This window comes from Nocardioides donggukensis (genome assembly GCF_014842875.1).
GTDB classification, from domain to species: domain Bacteria; phylum Actinomycetota; class Actinomycetes; order Propionibacteriales; family Nocardioidaceae; genus Nocardioides; species Nocardioides donggukensis.
Genome location: NZ_JACYXZ010000003.1, coordinates 242,284 through 261,271 on the forward strand (window position 1 = coordinate 242,284; position 18,988 = coordinate 261,271).

An 18,988-nucleotide genomic window follows, 5' to 3' on the forward strand; every position below is an offset into this window, starting at 1 on the left:
TCGCGGCGGAACACCGCCGTGACCCCGACGGGCTTCCCCAACCCCCCGTCGCGACGACCGAGAACAGAAATGGCAAGGAGGCCGTCATGGCGGAGACCTGGAGCGGTGAGTTCTACTGCGTCAAGTGCAAGGCCAAGCGCGAGGCCTCGGGCGAGGTCAAGGTGAACGACAAGGGCACCCGGATGGCGAAGGCCACCTGCCCCGTGTGCAGCACCAACCTCAACCGGATCCTCGGCAAGCAGTAGCAGCACCCCACACGACCTACGAGGGTGGGCCCCGGTCATCGGGGCCCACCCTCGTGTGTCGTCCAGTCGGCTGTGGATGACGCCGGCGAGCGGCCCCGGACCCGTGTCAGAGTGCGACCGTGTCCACCGCGCACCATCCCGGCTTCCCGCGCCGGCCGCTGCTGCGTCCCGGCGTCCGGGTCACCCGCCGCCGGGACGGACTGCTCCAGGTCGGCCTGAGCGGTCCGCACGCGGTCACCGGCCCCGACGACGCCGCGACCCGGCTCCTCCTCGACGGCCTGCGGCACGGTGAGCCGCCGCCGCCGCCCGACCGGCTGCCGGCGGCGCTGGCCCGGCTGTGCTCCGACCTGCTCGAGGCCGCGCTGGTCGTCGACGGCGACGCCCTCCTGCTCGCGCTCGCGGACCTGCCGGCCGGGGCGGCCCGGGAGTCGTGCGCGGCCCGCTTCGCCGAGCACGCCCTCGACACCGGACCCCGGCTCGCGCACCGGGCCCGGCACACCGTCGAGGTCGGTCACGACCGCGCGCCCGCCGAGGCCGCGCGCCTGAGCCGGCTGCTCGGCGACGCCGGGCTGGGGGTCGGCCCCCGACCCGGGAGGTCGGCCGACCTCGTGGTGCACGTCAGCCGCGGCGAGCCACCGCGCACCGAGGTGGACGGGTGGACGCGGGCGGACACCCCCCACCTGCTGGTGGCCACGGTCGAGGGCCGGGTCCGGGTGGGTCCGTTCGTCGTGCCGGGCCGGACCGCCTGCCTGCGCTGCGTCGACGCCCACCACACCGAGCGGGACCCGCGCCGTTCGCTGGTGGTCGAGCAGTACGTCGCCGCGGCGCGCGGCCCGCGCCGCGCGGGACCGCCGGACCCAGGGGGCGGGCCGGACCCGGAGGCCGGCTCGGTGCCGGAGGCCGGCCCGGACCCGGACCCGGACGCCGGCCCGGTGCCGGAGCCCGTGCCGCACGACCTGCTGGACCTCGCCCTGGTCTGGGCGGCGCGGGACGTGGCGGCCTGGGTCGACGGTCGGGAGCCGCGCACCTGGTCGAGCACCGTGGACGTCGACCCGCTGCTGGAGCTGCGGCGCACCCGCTGGCGACCGCACCCGGGGTGCGGCTGCTCCTGGGGCCTGAACGCCGCCGGCTGAGCGGGACCCGCGTGCCGGGGGTGCCGGGGCTACCACCACTCGCTGTCGAGCTTGCTCTCCATCGCCCGCAGGTGTTCCCGGGAGCAGGTCTCGCAGAAGGTGCGCTGCCGGCCGTTCTCGACCGCGGTCGACCAGGTCAGGGGCTGGTCGCCCTCCTCGGTCCGGCCGCAGAAGTCGCAGGTGCTCGCCATGGGGCCACGCTACGCCCGGGACGCGGCGCTGCGCCGAGGACGACCCGGACATGACGGTGGCCCGGCACTCGACGTGCCGGGCCACCGGGCGCCGCCCGCTCAGAGACGGGCGAGCGCGAGACGCGCCTGCTGGGCTGCCTGCTCGGCCTTCCGGCTGAGCCGGCGGGCCACGACCAGGTTGCGGCCCTGCCGGTACTTCTGCGCCTCTCCCAGGCGCGCGGACATCGTCGCGCGGGCCAGGTCCTCGGACATGAGGTTCATCGTCGTGCTCCAGTTCTGTGGTCGGTTCGGCTGGTGGTGGTGGCGGGCCGGGGCGAGCCGGCCGCCCTGCCTGAGCCGCCCAGCGGACTGGGCGGGCTCAGGCGACGGCGTCCTTGCGCGGCCGGCCGCGGGGGCGCTTGCGGGGGATCACCACTCCCTGAAGGAACAGCTCACCGCCCCAGACGCCCCACGGCTCGCGCCGCTCGAGTGCGCCGCTGAGGCACATCGCCTGCACCGGGCAGTCGGTGCAGAGCGCCTTGGCGTACTCCACGTCGGTCGGCGACTCGGCGAAGAACAGCTCCGGGTCGTGCACCCGGCACGGGAGGCGTTCGTCGTCGACCCCGTCGGCCACGGCGTGCAGGTCTCCGAGGGAGATCGGCCCGGTCTGCCGGGACAGCTCCTCGAGAACGCTGGTGGTCATGTCGTCACCTCTTCTCATGACCTGTTCGCTGGTGTTGATCACTGGTGGGTGAAGGCCGTGGGAAACACGAAGGCCGCGGATCCCGGTCTTCGGGTTCCGCGGCCTGGAGGCTGCCGACTGCTGAGTGGACTCAACAGGTCGGTGGACTCCAGGACGGGACACCCCGGTCGGCTCCCTTGGCGAGAGCGGACACGTGCGCGGCGACCATCGGGACATCGACGCGGATGCGCGCAGCAGCGCCGAAGGCGGCGCAGGTGGGCAGCGTGATGCGCGGCTGGTCGTCAGCCGTGAATCGGAACGTGGTGTTGCTCATCGGGCCACCTCCTTCGGTGTCGTCGGGCGCCGGCCGTGCCAGGGCCGTGGATGCGCGTGAACTCGGACTACAGCAAGGTAGCGCCACTCGCGGGACCCCGGCAAACGATTTAACTGGGGTTCTCGCAGAAACCTTCTGCTCAGCCCAGGATCGCCAGCACGTCGGTGCCGTACCGCTCGATCTTGGCCGCGCCGATGCCGCTGATCCGCATCAGGTCGGACTCGCTCCCGGGCCGGTGCTCGGCGATCGCCTCGAGCGTGGCGTCGGTGAACACGACGTACGCCGGCACCTGGTCCGCGGCGGCCCGGCCGCGCCGCCACTCCCGGAGCTGCTCGAACAGCTCCACGTCGTAGGTGGCCGGGCAGTCGGCGCACCGGCCGATCTTGCGCTCGGCCGCGCTGGCGAGCGGGTGGCCGCAGGTGCGGCACATCGCGGCCCTGCCGCGCACCTTGCCGCCGCTCCGGCCACCGCGGCCCCGGCCGGCCTCCCGGTCCGAGCCGCCCCCGGGCCGCAACGGGTCGAGGAAGCGGGAGGGCCTGCGGGTGCGCCGGCCGCCGGGGTTGCGGGCCAGGCTCCACGAGACCGCGAGGTGCCGCCGGGCGCGGGTCATCCCGACGTAGAGGAGCCGGCGCTCCTCCTCCACCTCGGCGGGGGTGGAGGCGAAGCTGATCGGCAGCGAGCCGTCCTGGGCGCCACAGACGAAGACCGCGTCCCACTCCAGGCCCTTGGCGGTGTGCAGGGTCGCCAGCGTCACGCCCTCGGCCACCGGGGCGTGCTGCTCGGCGGCGCGTCGGTCCAGGTCGTCGACGAAGGCCCCGAGGTCCGGCCCGGGAGCCGACTCCCCCGCCGCGTCGCCCGCACCGCCCGCGTCGCCTAGGTCCGCGGGGCCGCCCGCGTCCGCCGGGCCGCCCGCGCCGCCCGCGTCGCCCTCCGCCGGGCCGCTCCCTGCGCCGCGCGCCGCCCGGAACGTCTCCGCCTGCGAGACCAGGGCGTGCAGCGACTCCCACTTGTCCCGGACGGTGCCCCGCCCGGTGGGCGGCTGCTCGGTCCAGCCCATCCCGGCCAGGGTGTCGCGCACGTCGGCGACGAGGTCGCCGGTGCCCGAGCCGGACCGGGCCGAGCCACGCAGCAGCGTGATCGCCTGGCGGACCTCGGCCCGGTCGAAGAACCGGGCCGCGCCCCGGACCACGTAGGCCAGTCCCCGGGCGGCGAGCGCGTCCTCGAAGGCCTCGGACTGCGCGTTGATCCGGAACAGCACCGCGATCTGCGAGAGCGGCGTGCCGGCGTCGCGCAGCGTCAGGATCTCGGCCGCGACCGCCTCCGCCTCGGCGACCTCGTCGTCGTACTCGCGGTAGGCGATGCCCGGCCCGGCCGGCCGCTGCGCCACCAGGTCGACCCCCTTCGACGGCGTGCCGGCCAGCAGCGTGTTGGCCGCGCCCACCACCTCCGGCGTCGACCGGTAGTTGCGCACCAGGTCGATCGCGGTGGTGGCGGGGTACCTGCTCGGGAAGTCGCGGAGGTAGCCGGCGTTCGCGCCGGCGAAGCTGTAGATGGTCTGGGCCGGGTCGCCGACCACGCAGAGCTCGTCGCGGCCGCCGAGCCAGAGGTCCAGCAGCGCCGACTGCAGCGGCGAGACGTCCTGGAACTCGTCGACGGTGAAGAACTTGTACTGCCGGCGCACCTGCGCGGCGACCCGCTCGTCCTCGGCCAGCAGCGCGGCGGCCAGCAGCAGGACGTCCTCCATGTCCATCCGGCCCTGCCCGCGCTTCACGTCCTCGTAGGCACCGAAGACCCGGGCCACCGTCGCCGGGTCCAGGTTGGTGACCTCCCGGCCGCGGCCGGGGGCGATGGCGGCGTACTGCTCGGGGCGGACGTTGCTGACCTTGGCCCACTCGATCTCGGAGGCCAGGTCCCGGAGTCCGGCCTGGTCGACCGACTCCCGCTGCCGGCGCACCGCGAGGGCGAGCATCGGCAGCTTCGACTCGGTGAGCGTCGGCAGCTCGGTGCCGTGCACGCCCGGCCAGAAGTAGCGCAGCTGGCGCAGCGCGGCCGCGTGGAAGGTGCGGGCCTGCACACCCGGGGCCCCGAGGTCCCGGAGCCGGGTGCGCATCTCCCCCGCCGCCCGGGTGGTGAAGGTCACCGCGAGCACCTCGGTGGGGGCGTAGACGCCGGTGGCGACGCCGTGTGCGATCCGGTGCGTGATCGCCCGGGTCTTGCCGGTGCCGGCGCCGGCCAGCACCCGGACCGGGCCGCGCAGCGCCTCCGCGACCTGGCGCTGCTCGGGGTCGAGCGCGGCCAGCAGCTCGTCGGGCCGGGGGGAGGGCATCGGAACAAATACCTCGCGGGTCGGGTTGTGCGGGGTGACCAGCCCACCCTAGATGTCTGAGGGGACAACCCGAGTGAGCACCTTCACGATGTACACCACGCCGTGGTGCGGCTACTGCCACCGTCTCAAGAGCCAGCTCGACCGCGAGGGGATCGCGTTCGACCTGGTCGACATCGAGCAGCAGCCCGACGCGGCCTTCCTGGTCGAGCAGGCCAACGGCGGCAACCAGACGGTGCCGACGCTGGTCTTCGCCGACGGCTCGGCCCAGACCAACCCCTCGCTGGCCCAGGTCAAGGACAAGCTGGCCGCCCTCGCCTGAGGAGTCGAGTGCTGAGGTGGTCGCCAGAGCCACCACCTGAGCACTCGACCGGGCTCGACGGGGCTCGACCGGGGAGACCCTGGCGGCTACCAGCCGTCGCCGGGCAACGGCTCGCCGAACCAGTGCTCCAGCAGGGACGAGGAGATCGAGATCCCGGTCGGCACCACGACGCTGCCGTCGGCCCACGCCGCCCGCAGCTCGGCCCGGGTGAACCAGCGGGCGGACTCGATCTCGTGCCCGTCCACGTGGATCTCGCGGGACAGCGCCCGGCCCACGAAGCCGACCATGAGGCTCGCCGGAAGCGGCCAGGGCTGGCTGCCGAAGTAGTGGACGTCGCCCACGACGACCCCGACCTCCTCGGCGACCTCACGGCGTACGGCGTCCTCCAGGGTCTCGCCCGGCTCCAAGAAGCCGGCCAGCGTCGAGTAGCGGCCGGCCGGCCAGCTGGGGTGCCGGCCGAGCAGGATCGCCTCGTCGTCCCCGTCCCCGTGCGTGATCGCCATGATCACCGCCGGGTCGGTCCGCGGGAACTGTCCCTTGCCGCACTCGGTGCAGACCAGCTCGTGCCCGGCGGACCGGGCGACCACGGGTGCCCCGCAGCGCGGGCACCGACGGGTCGCCCAGTGCCACTCCGCGAGACCGATCGCGTGGAAGAGCAGCGGCGCCTGGCTCGAGCCCTCCGGGTCGGCCGCGGCGAGCCGAGGCAGCACCGCCCGGAGTCCGACCCACTCGCCCCGCTCCCCCGGCGCCTGGTCCGGGTCCACGATCACCGCGAACCAGGTGCGGCCGTCCCGCTCGCCGAGCAGCAGCCGGGTGCCGTCCGGCACCTGCGCGGAAGGCCGCCAGTCCACCCGTCCGCCCACCGGCCGGATCCGGGTGCCGGCCACGACCAGCACACGGGTGTCCGGGTCGGCCCAGCGCTCCTCCAACCAGGCGGCGTCCACGCGACGCACCCCGGCCCGGTCGTGGGCGTCGGCCGCGAGGTCGAGGTGGGGGAAGCTCATGCGCCGGGCCCCTGCTCCAGCCAGGCCCGGAACGCCGCGGAGTCGTAGGGACGCCCCAGGAACTCCTCGACCAGGTCGGCGGCGTCCCGGCTGCCGCCGGGCCGCAGCACCGTGTCCCGGTAGCGCCGGGCGACCTCGGGCGCGAACAGGTCGGCGGGGTCGAACGCCGAGAACAGGTCCTTCGCGATGACCAGGCTCCACATGTAGGTGTAGTAGCCGGAGGTGTACTCGGTGAGGTGCCCGAACGAGGTGAAGAAGTGGCCCCCGGGCAGCGGCGCGATGAGGTTGTACTCCTCCCACAGCTCCCGCACCCGGGCGTCCAGGTCGTCGGGGCGCTCCAGGTGCAGCCGGTAGGAGACGGCGGCGTAGAACATCTGGGCCCGGGCCAGGTAGCCCTGCCCGAACTCCTCGGCGGCCCGCATCCGCCGTACCAGATCCGCGGGGATCGGACGGCCGTGCTCGTCGGTGGCGAACCGGCCCAGGACCTCGGCGTCCCACGCCCACTCCTCCAGCATCTGGCTCGGCGCCTCGACGAAGTCCCACTCGGTGGCCACGCCGGAGAAGCGCACCCAGTGCTGCCGGCCGCCGAGCACGTGGTGCAGCAGGTGCCCGAACTCGTGGAACAGCGTCACCACGTCGGCGTGCGTCATGAGGCCGCGGGGGAAGTTGCAGACCAGCACCCCCTCGGGCGCCTGCACGCCGGCCACACCGGGCACCAGGTCGAACTGCGCGGCGTGGTTGTACTTGCCGGCGCGCGGGTGCAGGTCGAGGTGGATCCGGCCCAGTGGCGTCCCGTCGGCGGCCACGTCGTACGTCGCCACGTCGGGGTGCCACGTCGGCGCCCCGACCACCCGCTCCCAGGTCAGCCCGAACAGCCGGCCGGTGACGTCGAGCAGGCCCTGCCGGACCTTGCCGAAGTCGAAGTAGGACCGCACCTCCTGGGCGTCCAGCGAGAACCGCTCCCGGCGCACCAGCTCGGCGTAGTGACGCCAGCTCGCCATGTCGATCCGCTCGATCGCCGGGTCGTCCTGCCGGGCCCGGTCGAGCAGGACGGCCAGGTCCCGCTCGCCCGCCGGGCCGACCGCCGCGGTGATCTCGTCGATGAAGTCCCCGATCGCCGGGCCGGACCCGATCATCTTGACCTCGGCGTCGAACGACGGCCAGTCCTGGTGACCGAGCAGCGTCGCGTGCTCGTGCCGCAGGTCGAGCAGCTCGCTCAGCACCGCGGCGTTGTCCGGCCAGCCGACGTCGAGGAAGGCGGTCATCACCGCCCGCCGGGCCGCGGCGTCCGTGGAGAACGTGAGGAACGGGTGGGTGTCGGGGTAGTCCGTCGTCACCGTCACCTCACCCCCGACCGCCGGGTGCTCGGCCACCCAGTCCTCGGGCAGCCCCTCGACCGCCGCGGCCGGGACCTGCGTGCTGCGGCGGCCCTCACGGATGCCGCGGGAGAACGCCTGGGCCAACGTCGTCTCCTGCTCGCTGATCTCCCGCAGCCGGGACCGGGTGGCCTCGTCACGGTCGACCCCGGCCCGGCGCAGGTCGCGCAGCGAGTGCGCCAGGACCCGGCGGGCGTCAGGGTCGAGCCGCTCGGGGTCGACGGCGGCGAGGGCCGAGTGCACGCCGTCGTCGAGCATCAGTGCGGTCCGGAACCGCTCGGCCGCCAGCTCGGCCTCCTCGGCCTCGGCCCGGATCCCGGCGTCGGGGTGCACCTGGGCCAGCAGCCCGGCCGCGGCCAGGCAGTCGGCCAGGTGGATCCCGATCGTGTTCCAGGTCTCGAGCGGGTCGCCGTCCCCGACCACCAGCCGGTCCCGCTGCGCGGCGGCCCGGTCGAGGGCACCGGAGCACCGCTCCGCCAACCAGGCCGACCAGTCCCCGTCGGGGGCGGGCAGGGACAGCGGCGCGAGGTCCGCGGGCGTGCTCACACAGGCAGGCTACCCACCGCCTCCGGCCCCTACGATCACCCCATGAGCACGCACATCGGCGCCGCCCCCGGCGCGGTCGCCCCCCACGTCCTGATGCCCGGCGACCCGCTCCGGGCCCGCTGGGTCGCGGAGACCTTCCTCGAGGACGTCACCTGCTACAACGAGGTCCGCGGAATGCTCGGCTACACCGGCACCTGGCGCGGCGAGCGGATCAGCGTGCAGGGCTCCGGCATGGGGCAGCCGTCCCTGGCGATCTACGCCACCGAGCTCTTCACCGACTACGACGTGCGCTCGATCGTCCGGATCGGCTCGTGCGGCGCCCTGGTCGAGAAGGTCGGCCTCCGCGACGTCATCCTGGCCACCGGCGCCTGCACCGACTCCGGGATGAACCGGCTCCGCTTCCACGGCCTCGACTACGCCCCGGTCGCCGACTTCGGCCTGCTGCGGGCGGCGTACGACGCCGCGCAGGCCCGCGACGACGTGACCACCTGGACCGGGCTGATCCTCAGCGGCGACCAGTTCTACTCGCCCCGGCCGGAGCTGGTCGAGCCGATGACCGACCACGGCGTGCTGGCCGTGGAGATGGAGGCCAGCGCGCTGTACACGCTGGCCGCCCGGCACGAGCGCCGGGCGCTGGCGATCTGCACGGTCTCGGACCACCTCGTCACCGGCGAGGAGACCACGGCCCTGGAGCGGCAGGAGACCTTCCCGGCCATGGTCGAGATCGCCCTCGCCGCGGTCACGGCCTGACCAGCCGCTCGAGCTCCTCGCGGCCGGGCAGGGGGGCGTGCTCGACCAGCCGGTCGGTCCGCACGTAGTAGAACGCGGCCCGGACCCGCTCCAGGGGCACCCCCGCCAGGTCGGCCCACGCCAGCCGGTAGAGCGCCAGCTGCAGCGGGTCGGCGGTCTCCGCGCGGTTGGTCTTCCAGTCCACGACGAGGTGGTCCTCGCCGTCGACGTAGACCGCGTCGATCCGTCCGCGCACGACCTGACCGGCCAGCACCAGGGCGAAGGCCGGCTCGACGGCGTGCGGCACCCGGTCGGCGAAGGCGCCGTTCTCGAAGGCCTTGACCAGCTCCTGCAGGTCCGCCTCGCCGTCGATCTCGGCGTCCGCCCGCCCGGACAGCTCGTCGGGGTCGAGCAGCAGCTGCTGGCCGAACCGGGCCTCCACCCAGGCGTGGAACCGGGTGCCGAACCGGGCCGCGGGGGACGGCGCCCGCGGCATCGGGCGGGCCAGCGCCTGCGCGAACGCGGCCGGGTCGTCGCGCAGCCGGGCCAGCGCGGTCGCGGAGAGGCTCTCGGGCAGCGGCACGACGATGTCGGGCGAGCGGTCCCGGCGGGCCTCGTCGAGCAGCCGGGCGATCTCCTCGTCCCACTGCTGGACCAGGTCGAGGTGCAGGACGTCCTCGACCCGGTCCGGCTCGGCGAGGTCGGCCGAGCGCACCCGGCGCGCCGCCTCGTGCCGCCGCTCCACCTCGGCGGTGTGGTGCGAGATCGGCCACTCCAGGTCGGTCGGAGCACCGGCGTAGGGACTGGTCTCGCCCTTGACCGGGGCCTCCCGCCAGGCGTCCGGCTCGGCACCCCACGCCGCCATCGCCTCCCGGGTGGCCACCAGGTACGCCGACGGGCCGCGGCCGGTCTTGAGCCGCGGGGACCAGCACCAGGACGAGACCCAGAGCCGGTGTCGGGCCCGGGTCCAGGCGACGTACCCGAGCCGGAGCTCCTCGACCGCCTCGTGCGCCTTCGTGGCCGCGGCGAGCGCGGCGATGTCGTCGGGGGTGTGGCCGGCGAGCGCCGGCAGGTCGCGGGCGTCGCCCCGCAGCGCCGTGGGCATCACCTGGGCCACGGTCAGCCAGCTCGGCCGGGTGCGGTTGGTCGGGAACGAGCGCTCGGTGACCCCGACCAGGAACACCGCGTCCCACTCCAGGCCCTTGGCCCGGTGCACGGTCAGCAGCTTCACGGAGTCGGCCTCCGAGGGGGTGGCGACGTCGAGGCCCTGCCCGAACTCGTCCTCCGCCTCCAGCCAGGCCAGCAGCGCGGCCAGCGTGACCCGGCCGTCCACGGCCTGGAACTCGGCGACCGCCTGCAGGAACAGGTCGAGGTTCTCCCGACGGGCGGCGGCGGCCGGGCTCACCGAGGAGGCCAGCTCGAGGTCGATGCCGGTGACCTCCACGATCCTGCGGACCAGGTCGAGCAGCGGCTCGCCGACGGCCGACCGGAGCCGCCGCAGCTCCTCGGCCAGCAGCGCGAAGCGCTCCGCGGCCTCAGGCGAGTAGTCCAGCTCACCGGGGTCGTCGAGCGCGTCGCACAGGGACGGGATCTCGACCGGATCCGCTCCCTCGACCGCCGCCGCGAGCTGGGCGCGGAGGTCCGCGAACCCCTCCCCGCCGCGGGCCGACCCGGCCAGCTCACGGGCCCGCCGCCCGAGCAGCGCCAGGTCGCGCGGCCCCACCGCCCAGCGCGGTCCGGCGAGCAGGGTCAGCAGGGCGGCGTTGGCGGTGACGTCCTGGACCAGCGTGAGCGTGGCGACCACCTCGGAGACCTCGGGCAGCCGCAGCAGACCCTTGAGACCGACGATCTCGACCGGGATCTCGCGGTCGGTGAGCGCGTCGAAGACCGCCGCGGCGTGGGCGTTGTCCCGGGTGAGCACACCGATCTCCCGCCAGCACGGCTCCTGTTCGGCCGCCCGGCGCCCGGCCGGCGCGGCGTCCGCCCGCGTCGCGACGAGCTGCGCGTGGGTCTCGACGACCCGGTCCGCGAGCCAGGACAGCTCGTCGTCCCACGTCTCGTGCACGTGCACCCGGACCTCACCCGGCGCGGCGTCCGGCTTCGGCTCCAGGGGCAGCAGCTCGGGGCGGCCGGCGTACAGGTCCCCGGCGAGGTGGTTGGCGGTGGCGAGGATCCGCGCGTCGGAGCGGCGGTTGACCGTGAGCGGGTAGGTCAGCGGCCGTCCTGAGGCGGAGGGGAAGTCCTGGGCGAACTCGAGGATGTTGGACACCGAGGCGCCGCGCCACCCGTAGATCGCCTGGTTGGGGTCGCCGACGGCCGTGACCGGGTGCCCGCGCCCGTGCTCGACGTCGGGGCCGGAGAAGAGCCGGCTCAGCATGAGCGCCTGGGCGACCGAGGTGTCCTGGTACTCGTCGAGCAGCACGATCCGGTGCGCCGCCCGCTCGGCCGCCCCCACCTCGGGGCACTCGCTGGCCAGTCGCGCGGCCACCGCGATCTGGTCGGAGAAGTCCATGAGCCCCAGCTGCGCCTTCAGGGCGCGGTAGGCCTCGACCAGGCCGAGCAGCTCGGCCCGCTTGTCGATGGCGGCGATCGCCTTCTCGTTGCGCTCGCGGTAGGTCTTGCGGTGCTCGGTGGCTATCCCGGCCACGAACAGGGGCCGCTGCCGCGCGTCGTGCTCGCGCACCTGGTCGGGGTGGACCAGGTGCTCGCTCATCTCGGCGTCCAGCGCGAGGAGGTACTGCACCACGTGGCGCGGCGAGTCGCTGAGGTGCTGCACCGGCGCGGAGTGCCGCTGCACCACCCGGGCGGCCAGCTGGTAGCGGCTGGCGTCGGCGATCAGCCGGGTGTCCGGCTCGTGCCCGACCCGGAGGCCGTGCTCGGCGAGCAGGCCCTGGGCGTAGGCGTGGTAGGTCGCGACCGTCGGCTCCTCCACCTCCTCGGCCGGGTCCACCGGCTCACCGCCGGGCCGGGCACCGCGCTCCGGCAGCAGGCCGGCGCGGCGTAGGTTGTCGCGGATCCGCGTCGAGAGCTCCGCGGTCGCCTTCGTGGTGAAGGTCAGCCCCAGGATCTCGCCGGGCCGGACCCGGCCGGTGGCCACCAGCCAGACCACTCGGGCCGCCATCACCGTGGTCTTGCCGGACCCGGCGCCGGCCACGACGACCGCCGGCTCGAGCGGTGCGGTGATCGCGGCGAACTGCTGCGGGCTGAAGGTCCAGTCCTCGCCGAGGAGGTCGCGCAGCTCCTCGGGGGTGCGGATCTCCCGGGTCACGACAGCACCGACCCGGCGGCCTTGTCGGGGCAGATCGCCTGGAAGTCGCAGCGGTCGCAGTGACCGCCCGGGCGGGCCGCGAAGCGCTCCTCGCGCAGGGCCGCCACGGCCTGCTCGAGCTGCTGCTCGACCAGCCGGTCGGCGCCCGGCTCGGGTGCGGGCTGCTGCTGCACCTTGGGCAGGCCCGTCCCGTGCCGCAGCTGCACCAGCTCGGCGCCGCCCGCGGTGACCGGCCGTCCCGCGGCCTCGTCGGCGGCCCCGTGGTCCACCGCGAGCTGGTAGAGGCCGAGCTGGGGGTGCTGGGCGACCTGCTCCCTGGTGGGGGCGTACTTGCCGGTCTTGAGGTCGACGACCACCACCCGGCCGTCCTCGTCGAGCTCGAGCCGGTCGGCGTACCCGTGCAGCCGGACCGCCTGGCCGTCGGGGAGCGTCACCTCGGCGCTGATCCTCGGCTCCGTGGCGAGCACGGTGCGGGCGTCGGGCCGCTCGTGCCAGGCCACGAACCGGGTCAGGGCGTCGACGACCGCCTGCCGCTCCCGCGCCCGCGACCAGGGGGTGCGGAACTCCAGCCGACCCCAGACCTCGTCGACGAGCGGCATCAGGTCGGCCTCCACGTCGATCGGCCGGTCGCCGCGCTCACCCTCCGCCGGCTGCGGGATCTCGCCGGAGGCGAGCCGCTCGGCGATCGCGTGCACCACGGTGCCGAAGCCCTGGCTGGCCGAGCTGACCACGGCCCCACCGGCCTCGCGCTGCAGGAACCACTGCGCGGGGCAGGTCAGCAGGCCGTCGAGGGCGCTGGCCGAGATCGTCAGGGGCTCGTCGGGCGGCCGGACGGCGCGCTCGGAGCGGCTCGGTCCGCGCATCCCCCACCACGTGGACGGATCCGCCCCGGAGGCCACCGGCCGGCCCTGGACGTCGGTCTCCGCCAGCATCCGCAGCCGGCGGGCGGCGGCGCCGCGCAGGGCCTCGGGCTGGGCGGGGTCGGCCACGGTACGCCGCAGCTCGGCCAGCAGCCCGGCCATGGACAGCGGCCGATGCGGGCGGCCGACCCGGTGGACCGGCTCGACGCCCAGCTCGTGCAGGAACCGGGAGGGCTGCTCGCCGTCGTCGTCCGGGGACCGCACCGCGGTGACCACCAGCCGCTGCCGGGGCCGGGTGCAGGCGACGTAGAAGAGCCGACGCTCCTCGGCCAGCAGCTCCTTGAGCGTGGTCGGGGGCCGCAGCCCGCCGCGGCCGACCTCGTCGGCCCGGAGCAGGGTGGAGCGGCGCCGCAGGTCCGGCCACGCCTCCTCCTGCACGTGGGCCACGACGACCAGCCGCCACTCCAGACCCTTGGACCGGTGCGCGGTGAGCAGCCGCACCGCGTCGCCGCGCACCCCGCGCTCGGCCAGCGTGTCCCCGGGGATCTCCTGGGCCCGCAGCGTCGCCAGGAACTCCCGGACGCTGGTGTGGCCCTTGCGCTCCTCGGCCCGGGCGGCGACCTCGAAGAGCGCGCACACCGCGTCGAGGTCGCGGTGCGCGAGCCGGGCGGCCGGTCCGCCTCCGGCGGTGGCGGCCCGGAGCCGGCGACCCCAGTCGCTGCCGTCCCAGAGCACCCACAGCACCTCCTCCACGGTGCCGCCCTCGGCCAGCCGGACCCGGGCCCGCTCGAGCAGCGCCGCGAGCCGGCCCGCGCGGCGGGCGGCTTCGCCGTCGAGGCCGGAGAGGATCTCCGGCTCCAGCAGCGTCCGTCGCAGCAGCTCTCGGGCCGGCACCGACGCCTGCCGCGCCCGCAGCGCCCGGGTGAGCGACCGGACGTCGGTGGCGTCGAGCCCGCCCAGCGGGGAGATGAGCAGCTCCTCGACCCGGTCGGCCCCGACGTGGTGCTCGTCGTCGGGGTCGGTGACCGAGCCGTCCACGACCGCCGAGAGCGCCGCCAGGAGCGGGAGCACCGCGGGCTCGCGCACCAGAGGGGTGTCGTCGCCGGCCACCTCCACCGGCACACCGGCCGCACCCAGGGACCGGCGCAGCGCCGGGATCGAGGACCGGCCGGAGCGGACCAGGACGGCCATCTCCGACCACCCGACACCGTCCTCCAGGTGTGCCCGGCGCAGCAGGTCGGCGACGTGCTCGGTCTCGGCCCGGGCGGTGTCGAAGGTCCAGGCCTCGACGCTGCCGGGGCCGTGCTCGGTCCGGGCCGGCTGCGGCGACCGGAACGCGGCGTACGTCGCGGCCGGGATCGAGCCGGTGATGCCGATCGAGGCCGCGATCCCTCGCGAGGCGCGGAGCAGGCGCGAGCCGAACCGGCGGGTGGTGCCCAGCGCCACCACGGGGGCCGGGCTGCCGTCGGCGGCCGGGAACTCGGTCGGGAAGTCCAGGATGCCGCGGACGTCGGCGCCGCGGAAGCCGTAGATCGACTGGTCCGGGTCGCCCACCACGGTGAGGCTCCGCCCGTCGCCGGCCAGGGCCCGCAGCAGCTGCACCTGGGCCGGGTCGGTGTCCTGGTACTCGTCGACGAAGACGTGCCGGAACCGGGCCCGGAGGTCCTCGCGGTGCGCCTCGGCCTCGATGACCGCGCGCGCGATCAGGTCGGGGTAGTCGATGGCGCTCTGGTCGCCGAGGACGTCGAGGTACTGCCGCAGGAACAGCCCGGCGGCCTCCAGCTCGGGCACCCGCTCCAGCCGCCCCAGCTCGACCAGGTCGTCGGGGTCGAGCCCGCGCTCGCGGGCCCGGGCCAGCACGGCGTGCACCTCGCGGGCGAAGCCACGGGTGCCGACGGCAGCGCGCAGGTGGTCCGGCCAGCGCACCGACTCCGGGTTGTCGGTCAGCAGCTCCTGGAGCACGACGTCCTGCTCCGGGGCGCTCAGCAGCCGCAGCGGGGCGGCGTACAGCTCGGCCGGCGCGTAGAGCCGCACCAGGCCGTAGGCGAAGGAGTGGAACGTCGAGCTGAGACTGCTCGACGTCGTGCGCCCGATCCGCGCGACGACCCGGTCCCGCAGCTGCTCGGCGGCCTTGCGGGAGAAGGTCAGCGCCAGCACCTGGTCGGGACGGGCCCCCTCCTCGACGCGCCGCACGATCGCCTCCACCAGCGTCGTGGTCTTGCCGGTGCCGGGGCCGGCCAGCACGAGGAGCGGACCGTCGGCGTGGTCGACGACCCGGCGCTGGTGCTCGTCGAGGTCGACCGGTCCGGCCGGGGTGGCCGCCGGTCGCAGGTGGTAGGTCGCGGTGCTCATCGGTGCCTACCCAACCATCCGGCTCCGACAGCGTCGGTCGGGACGGGGCTAGTCTCGGGGGATGACCCGCACCGACCGCCTGCTCGGGTCGGTGGCCCCACGGCCCGGCGAGGTGGCCGCCGCGCTGCCCGGCGACGAGCTGGTGCCGGACCCGGACGTCGTGATGGACCGCGGCTTCGACCTCGCCGTGCCACCGGCCGTGGCCTGGCCGTGGCTGGTGCAGCTCGGCAAGGGCCGGGCCGGGTGGTACCTCCCCCGTCGGGTCGAGCGGCTCCTGCCCCGGGCGCGCCGGGCGACCCGCACGGTCGAGGCGCGGTGGCAGTCGCTGGCGGTCGGCGACGTGATCCCGGACTACGGCGGCCCCGAGGCCACCTTCGAGGTGGCCGACCTGGAGCCCGGCGCCCACCTGGTCCACCGGTCCGAGCGCGGTCGCACCCAGGTGAGCTGGGCGATCGTGCTCCGCCCGCAGGACGCCGGCACCCGCGTCCACCTCCGGCTCCGGCTGGGTCCGGTCCGCCACGTCCGGCTGGCCCGGTCGGTGGGCGGCCTCTTCGACGCGCTGACCCTGGCCGGTCTGGCCGCCGGCCTGCGGGAGCGGGTCTGAGGCCTCACGGCTGCCAGTACGCCGCCCGCAGGTCGATCGCGCCGGACGCCCGCAGGGGCGTGCCCTCCTCGAGGTGACGCAGCCGCCCCTCCCCCTCGTGGGAGGGCGGCAACGACCCGTCCGCCCGCACCACCCGCCACCAGGGGACGCCGCCGCCGTGCAGGGCCATCACCGACCCCACCTGCCGGGGGCCGCCGCGCCCCAGGCGGGTGCCCACCGCCTCGGCCACCGCGCCGTACGTCGTCACCCGGCCGCTCGGGACCTGCTCGACGCAGGCCAGCACCGCCTCGACGTACTCCTCGTCCACGGCCGCCAGCCTAGGTGTTGAGATACAGCGCTCTGGACCGGACGTCCTGTGGCCGGGCAAAGGGGTTGGGCTCAGGGGATGGGCTCGAAGGGCCGGGTGCCCCGGACCAGGCGCAGGCCGTCGATGCCCGAGTGCCGGCGCGCGAAGCGCAGCTCGCGGGCCAGGTCGCCGACCCCGTTCGAGCCCGGCACCGGAGCCACCGCGACCGTCGACAGGGTGCCGAAGGCGCGCCCGTCCGGACCCAGCAGGCCGGAGCCGGAGTCGCCGGGGACACCCGGGGTGGCGGTGTAGACGTCGTGGGCCCAGCCGCCGGCGGACCGGCCCAGCGAGACCCCGGTGCGTGGCGAGAGCGTGTCGGTGGGGCGCAGGCTCGAGCTCGCGTAGCCGTGGACCCGGCTCCCGGCGTCGACCCCGTCGACCTCGACGCCGGTCGGTCCGCCCCAGAACGGCACGGTGGGGTTGACCTTCCCGACGCGCTTGCGGCCGACCCGGACCAGGGCGAAGTCGTTGTGGGCACAGGGATTCGCCCGTCGCACGCCGCGCTCGGCCATGGTGCGCCACGAGGAGTACGCCAGCCGGCCGAAGCCGTGCGTCGTGCCGCGCGAGACGAGATCGGCCCCGGAGGCGAAGCGGACCCGGGTCCCGAGGGGAAGGGAGCCCGTGGCACACCCGTCGGTGTCGGTGGCCTCGCCGAGGCCGGCGCAGTGCGCGGCGTAGCCGACGTACACCCGGCCCCGGCGGTCGGTGAACACGAAGTTGCCGGTGCACTGCGCGCCGGCGGTGAACATCTGCACCCCCGGGGTGATCGTGGCCCGGTCGGCGGGCGCCCAGCGCGAGCCGCCCGCCGCCGCCCCGCCGGCGACCCAGAGCAGAGGCAGGGCGGTCAGCACGGCCACCAGGCCGCCGAGGGACCGGGCGAGCCCGGGGTGCGGGCGGCGGGCCGTCGAGGAGGGGAGCATGTCCCTACAACGGCCCTGACCCCGATCGGCTACGCCGACCGGGGTCGAGGGGCAGGTTCGTGCCCGGGGCCGGCCCAGCGGGCCGGCAGCTCGGGCCGTGGCTCAGAGGGCGGGGTCGAACGGCTCCGTGCCGGTCACCAGCTGCAGCCCGGCGATCCCGCTGTGCTGCTGGGCGTAGGCGAGCTCGTTGGCCATGTCGCCGATGTTGTTCGACGCCGGGAGCGGGGCCAGGCCGAGCGTGGACAGGGTGCCGACCGCGTTGCCGTCACCGTCGAGGAACGCGCTGCCGGAGTCACCGGGCACGCCCGGGGTCACGGTGTAGAGCGGGTGCGTCCAGCCGCCGTCGGCCGGGTCGTCACCGAGGCTGGTGCCGGTCTTCGGCGACAGCGCCTCGACTCCCCCGCGCAGGCTGGAGTTGCCGTAGGAGTAGACCCGGTCGCCGGCCGCGGTGCCGGTGGTGTTCAGGCCCTCCGGTCCGCCCCAGAACGGCACCGACGGGTTCACCTTCGAGACGTCGCCGGCGGCGACCTCGACCAGGGCGAAGTCGTTGTAGGCGCAGGTGTTGGCGTCCTGCTCGTTGCGCTGGTCCATGGTGTGCCAGGAGCTGTAGGCGAGGGTCCCGGTGCCGACCTGGGTCCCTCGGCCGACCAGGCTGCCGCCCTCGTTGAAGGTCACCGCGGTGCCGAGCGGCAGCGAGGAGGCCTTGCAGCCGTCGGTGTCGGTGGCCGCGCCGGTGCCCGCGCAGTGCGCGGCGTAGCCGACGTAGGTCCTGCCCGCGCCGTCGGTGAAGACGAAGTTGCCGGTGCACTGCGCCCCGTCGGTGTACATCTGTACGCCCGGGTGGATCCGGGCGTCCTCGGCCGGCGCCCAGGTGGGCGCGGCGGAGGCCTGGCCGGCCGGCGCTGCGAGGAGGGCCGCGCCGAGCGCGGTCGCGCCGAGGGCGCCGAGCGCCCGGGTGCGCGTGCGGGTGGCGGTGGCGGGGTGGTGGGACGTCATGGGGCGGATTCCTCCCGAGGGGTGGCGATGGGGTGCCCGGTTCAACGAGCGCCGCCGCGCCGGGTTACGCCGACGGGTGCCGGGGGCGATCGTTCTCAGAGGGGCTCGGCGACCACGACGACGTTGCTGAGGTACGCCGTCCCGTCCCAGTCCTCGCACGTCACCAGCACCAGCCGGGCCTCCCCAGCCGGGTCGAACAGCTCGGCCGCCTCGGTCGCGAGCTCCCCCTTGGAGAGCACCCGGACCGCACCGACCCGGTAGGACACGAGGCCGGCCTCCGTGGTCACCCGCACGACCGACCCACGCCGTACCTCCTCGAGGTCGTCGAAGGCACCTCCCCCGGCCCGCACCGTGTGACCCGTGACCAGCACGCTGCCGGTGCTCGACCCGGGCTGTGCCCCGGCCGCCCACCAGCCGACGCGGCGGGCGTCGGAGGGCGGGGTGAGCACCCCACCCGCGGCGTCGATCGGATCCACCTCGGCGGCGATGCCCAGGGACGGGACCGAGACCACCCGGGGGGCTCCCGGCCTGGCGGCGAGCACCGGTCGGCGGGACACCCCGGCCGGCTTCGCCGAGTCGGAACGGGCGAAGGACGCCACCGACTCGGGGGAGTCGGTGGCGTCCTGCACCTGGGCCGGTCCCTGGATCCCGACCGGTCCGGTCGCCGCCCGCGCCGCCCACTGGTCCCGGCCGAGGTCCAGCGTCGCCAGCGCGAGCAGCATCAGCGCCAGGCAGACCAGGGTGGTGCCGGCGGTGCGGGTGCGGCCGCCGGCATCCC

18 protein-coding genes are annotated in these 18,988 nt (G+C 75.4%); 5 read left to right on the forward strand and 13 right to left on the reverse strand.

Features of this window, described 5'->3' with window-relative positions; translation table 11 throughout:
- The first annotated feature begins 86 nt into the window (after nucleotides 1-86).
- Both IE331_RS11355 and IE331_RS11360 read left to right on the forward strand, forming a co-directional pair.
- Entirely contained in the window at nucleotides 87-245 is a 159-nt protein-coding gene (locus IE331_RS11355) for a DUF5679 domain-containing protein (RefSeq protein ID WP_192143550.1), read from the forward strand.
- 119 nt (nucleotides 246-364) lie between these two features.
- Nucleotides 365-1,378, forward strand: a complete 1,014-nt coding sequence (locus IE331_RS11360; RefSeq protein WP_192143551.1) for a hypothetical protein — start codon at nucleotides 365-367, stop codon at nucleotides 1,376-1,378.
- A gap of 29 nt (nucleotides 1,379-1,407) precedes the next feature.
- Here IE331_RS11360 and IE331_RS11365 read toward each other — a convergent pair whose 3' ends face one another.
- The 5 genes from IE331_RS11365 to IE331_RS11385 form a co-directional block, all read right to left on the reverse strand.
- Entirely contained in the window at nucleotides 1,408-1,569 is a 162-nt protein-coding gene (locus tag IE331_RS11365) for a hypothetical protein (RefSeq protein ID WP_192143552.1), read from the reverse strand.
- 99 nt (nucleotides 1,570-1,668) lie between these two features.
- A complete protein-coding gene (locus tag IE331_RS11370; protein ID WP_192144040.1) occupies nucleotides 1,669-1,821 on the reverse strand; it encodes a hypothetical protein in 153 nt (50 codons plus the stop codon).
- A gap of 106 nt (nucleotides 1,822-1,927) precedes the next feature.
- Nucleotides 1,928-2,251, reverse strand: a complete 324-nt coding sequence (locus IE331_RS11375) for a WhiB family transcriptional regulator (protein ID WP_192143553.1) — start codon at nucleotides 2,249-2,251, stop codon at nucleotides 1,928-1,930.
- A 130-nt stretch (nucleotides 2,252-2,381) separates the two neighbouring features.
- A complete protein-coding gene (locus tag IE331_RS11380) occupies nucleotides 2,382-2,564 on the reverse strand; it encodes a hypothetical protein (RefSeq protein ID WP_192143554.1) in 183 nt (60 codons plus the stop codon).
- 139 nt (nucleotides 2,565-2,703) lie between these two features.
- Nucleotides 2,704-4,890 carry an ATP-dependent DNA helicase UvrD2 gene (locus tag IE331_RS11385; RefSeq protein WP_192143555.1) on the reverse strand — a complete coding sequence of 729 codons (2,187 nt, stop codon included), beginning with the start codon at nucleotides 4,888-4,890 and terminating at the stop codon, nucleotides 2,704-2,706.
- A gap of 73 nt (nucleotides 4,891-4,963) precedes the next feature.
- Here IE331_RS11385 and IE331_RS11390 point away from each other — a divergent pair, with 73 nt between their 5' ends.
- Entirely contained in the window at nucleotides 4,964-5,209 is a 246-nt protein-coding gene (locus IE331_RS11390; protein WP_318646815.1) for a mycoredoxin, read from the forward strand.
- An 86-nt stretch (nucleotides 5,210-5,295) separates the two neighbouring features.
- On the opposite strand, the gene nudC is transcribed toward IE331_RS11390, so the two are convergent.
- Complete coding sequence (gene nudC, locus IE331_RS11395) at nucleotides 5,296-6,213, reverse strand: NAD(+) diphosphatase (RefSeq protein ID WP_192143557.1); 918 nt, start codon at nucleotides 6,211-6,213, stop codon at nucleotides 5,296-5,298.
- The gene (locus IE331_RS11400) at nucleotides 6,210-8,135 is read right to left on the reverse strand and encodes a M3 family metallopeptidase (RefSeq protein WP_201931653.1); all 1,926 of its coding nucleotides are present in this window, start codon (nucleotides 8,133-8,135) and stop codon (nucleotides 6,210-6,212) included. Before IE331_RS11400 ends, nudC begins: the two co-directional genes overlap by 4 nt.
- A 42-nt stretch (nucleotides 8,136-8,177) precedes the next feature.
- Here IE331_RS11400 and deoD point away from each other — a divergent pair, with 42 nt between their 5' ends.
- Nucleotides 8,178-8,885: a purine-nucleoside phosphorylase gene (gene deoD / locus IE331_RS11405; protein WP_192143558.1), complete on the forward strand. Its 708-nt coding sequence runs from the start codon at nucleotides 8,178-8,180 to the stop codon at nucleotides 8,883-8,885.
- Here the strand turns inward: deoD and IE331_RS11410 are convergent.
- A complete protein-coding gene (locus IE331_RS11410) occupies nucleotides 8,875-12,132 on the reverse strand; it encodes a UvrD-helicase domain-containing protein (protein WP_192143559.1) in 3,258 nt (1,085 codons plus the stop codon). The genes deoD and IE331_RS11410 overlap by 11 nt on opposite strands.
- Nucleotides 12,129-15,344, reverse strand: a complete 3,216-nt coding sequence (locus tag IE331_RS11415) for an ATP-dependent helicase (RefSeq protein WP_192143560.1) — start codon at nucleotides 15,342-15,344, stop codon at nucleotides 12,129-12,131. The genes IE331_RS11410 and IE331_RS11415 overlap by 4 nt, the downstream gene beginning before the upstream one ends.
- Nucleotides 15,345-15,405: 61 nt before the next feature.
- On the opposite strand from IE331_RS11415, the gene IE331_RS11420 reads away from it, so the two are divergent.
- Nucleotides 15,406-15,948, forward strand: a complete 543-nt coding sequence (locus tag IE331_RS11420; RefSeq protein ID WP_201931655.1) for an SRPBCC family protein — start codon at nucleotides 15,406-15,408, stop codon at nucleotides 15,946-15,948.
- Nucleotides 15,949-15,952: 4 nt separating this feature from the next.
- Here the strand turns inward: IE331_RS11420 and IE331_RS11425 are convergent, their stop codons facing one another.
- The 4 genes from IE331_RS11425 to IE331_RS11440 form a co-directional block, all read right to left on the reverse strand.
- A complete protein-coding gene (locus IE331_RS11425; protein ID WP_201931657.1) occupies nucleotides 15,953-16,255 on the reverse strand; it encodes an MGMT family protein in 303 nt (100 codons plus the stop codon).
- 71 nt (nucleotides 16,256-16,326) lie between these two features.
- Nucleotides 16,327-17,214, reverse strand: coding sequence for a hypothetical protein (locus IE331_RS11430; RefSeq protein WP_192143561.1), 888 nt, complete (start codon nucleotides 17,212-17,214; stop codon nucleotides 16,327-16,329).
- A 102-nt stretch (nucleotides 17,215-17,316) separates the two neighbouring features.
- Nucleotides 17,317-18,210 (reverse strand): hypothetical protein, encoded by an 894-nt coding sequence (locus IE331_RS11435; RefSeq protein WP_192143562.1) that lies wholly within the window; start codon nucleotides 18,208-18,210, stop codon nucleotides 17,317-17,319.
- 95 nt (nucleotides 18,211-18,305) lie between these two features.
- Nucleotides 18,306-18,932: a class F sortase gene (locus IE331_RS11440; RefSeq protein ID WP_192143563.1), complete on the reverse strand. Its 627-nt coding sequence runs from the start codon at nucleotides 18,930-18,932 to the stop codon at nucleotides 18,306-18,308.
- Nucleotides 18,933-18,988: the final 56 nt, after the last annotated feature.

What these genes read in the sequence shown, in the direction of transcription:
- IE331_RS11355 (WP_192143550.1), top strand. Translation starts at nt 87, where the DNA reads ATGGCGGAGACCTGGAGCGGTGAGTTCTACTGCGTCAAGTGCAAGGCC.
- IE331_RS11365 (WP_192143552.1), bottom strand. Translation starts at nt 1,569, where the DNA reads ATGGCGAGCACCTGCGACTTCTGCGGCCGGACCGAGGAGGGCGACCAG.
- IE331_RS11370 (WP_192144040.1), bottom strand. Translation starts at nt 1,821, where the DNA reads ATGTCCGAGGACCTGGCCCGCGCGACGATGTCCGCGCGCCTGGGAGAG.
- IE331_RS11375 (WP_192143553.1), bottom strand. Translation starts at nt 2,251, where the DNA reads ATGACCACCAGCGTTCTCGAGGAGCTGTCCCGGCAGACCGGGCCGATC.
- IE331_RS11380 (WP_192143554.1), bottom strand. Translation starts at nt 2,564, where the DNA reads ATGAGCAACACCACGTTCCGATTCACGGCTGACGACCAGCCGCGCATC.
- IE331_RS11385 (WP_192143555.1), bottom strand. Translation starts at nt 4,890, where the DNA reads ATGCCCTCCCCCCGGCCCGACGAGCTGCTGGCCGCGCTCGACCCCGAG.
- nudC (WP_192143557.1), bottom strand. Translation starts at nt 6,213, where the DNA reads ATGAGCTTCCCCCACCTCGACCTCGCGGCCGACGCCCACGACCGGGCC.
- deoD (WP_192143558.1), top strand. Translation starts at nt 8,178, where the DNA reads ATGAGCACGCACATCGGCGCCGCCCCCGGCGCGGTCGCCCCCCACGTC.
- IE331_RS11415 (WP_192143560.1), bottom strand. Translation starts at nt 15,344, where the DNA reads ATGAGCACCGCGACCTACCACCTGCGACCGGCGGCCACCCCGGCCGGA.
- IE331_RS11420 (WP_201931655.1), top strand. Translation starts at nt 15,406, where the DNA reads ATGACCCGCACCGACCGCCTGCTCGGGTCGGTGGCCCCACGGCCCGGC.
- IE331_RS11430 (WP_192143561.1), bottom strand. Translation starts at nt 17,214, where the DNA reads ATGCTCCCCTCCTCGACGGCCCGCCGCCCGCACCCCGGGCTCGCCCGG.
- IE331_RS11435 (WP_192143562.1), bottom strand. Translation starts at nt 18,210, where the DNA reads ATGACGTCCCACCACCCCGCCACCGCCACCCGCACGCGCACCCGGGCG.
- IE331_RS11440 (WP_192143563.1), bottom strand. Translation starts at nt 18,932, where the DNA reads ATGCTGCTCGCGCTGGCGACGCTGGACCTCGGCCGGGACCAGTGGGCG.